At 38.5% G+C, this 522-nt stretch carries 1 pseudogene; it reads left to right on the plus strand.

Annotated features, from left to right (window positions below):
* Positions 1-132 (plus strand): annotated as a pseudogene (locus tag ACFIQE_RS11395) (DUF3792 domain-containing protein); the annotation flags it as partial.
* Between the last annotated feature and the right edge of the window lie 390 nt (positions 133-522).

A 522-nucleotide genomic window follows, 5' to 3' on the forward strand; every position in this document is an offset into this window, starting at 1 on the left:
GCGACTAAAGCCACAAAAACAGCCTCCAATATGGGGTGGTGGGGCTTTTTAGGAAGTCTGGTAGGCGCCATTATTTCGAGTGTTTTTGGCTATTATGGTTATAGAAGCCGTAAGGACACTTTCATGCTTTAAAACATCTACCTGTCTACCTTTAAAGCAAATACATAAAAAGCTGCACGCATAGTGCAGCTTTTTTGCAAAATTTTCTGATTGTCTTTTTGTATCATTGTCTCTCATATCAGACAACTTCACCAGCCCATCATCCTTAATACTCCCCTTTAAAAAAACATAAGGAGTTGCTCATCGCTGCCAATAGGCATTGTGCTTGTTTTGGAAAAGAGCTCTGAAAACTTTCTTTTCAACTGATCATCAAGAAAAACTATACAAAGCATGGGATATACCATAAACACGTAGAAGAAAATTGTACCTTATAACCTCTTGGGGAGGAGCATTGTGACAAAGAAAAAATCCATGATTTTTACCCAAATGGGGCTTTTCCTTGTTTTGGGCTTTAGCAGCTTT

Source organism: Bartonella sp. AA1HLJMS, assembly GCF_042197445.1.
GTDB lineage: Bacteria > Pseudomonadota > Alphaproteobacteria > Rhizobiales > Rhizobiaceae > Bartonella.